At 56.5% G+C, this 313-nt stretch carries 1 rRNA gene; it reads left to right on the top strand.

Annotation, left to right across the window (positions count from 1 at the left end):
- Positions 1-60, top strand: a 16S ribosomal RNA gene (locus BST28_RS23050); the annotation flags it as partial.
- Positions 61-313 lie beyond the last annotated feature (253 nt).

Below are 313 nucleotides of genomic sequence, written 5' to 3' on the forward strand. Positions count from 1 at the left end.
ATTGGGACGAAGTCGTAACAAGGTAGCCGTACCGGAAGGTGCGGCTGGATCACCTCCTTTCTAAGGAGCACCATTTTTTCCCCCGTCCCCGCAACCGTGCGGGAAGTGATGGTTGGGATAGGTTTGCCGGCGCCTGTAGTGGGTTGTCCGGTGGTGCAGATAGTTTCACGACAACATCAAGCTTTAAGAAATCATCAACCGCCAGAAGTCTTGTGGTTCTGGTGGCCGGCGTTTGCTGGGCACACTGTTGGGTCCTGAGGCAACAGGCCTGTTGTTGCCCCCTTGGTGGGGGTGGGTGTGTTGTCGCTCCATC

Source organism: Mycolicibacter kumamotonensis, from assembly GCF_002086285.1.
Classification (GTDB): domain Bacteria; phylum Actinomycetota; class Actinomycetes; order Mycobacteriales; family Mycobacteriaceae; genus Mycobacterium; species Mycobacterium kumamotonense.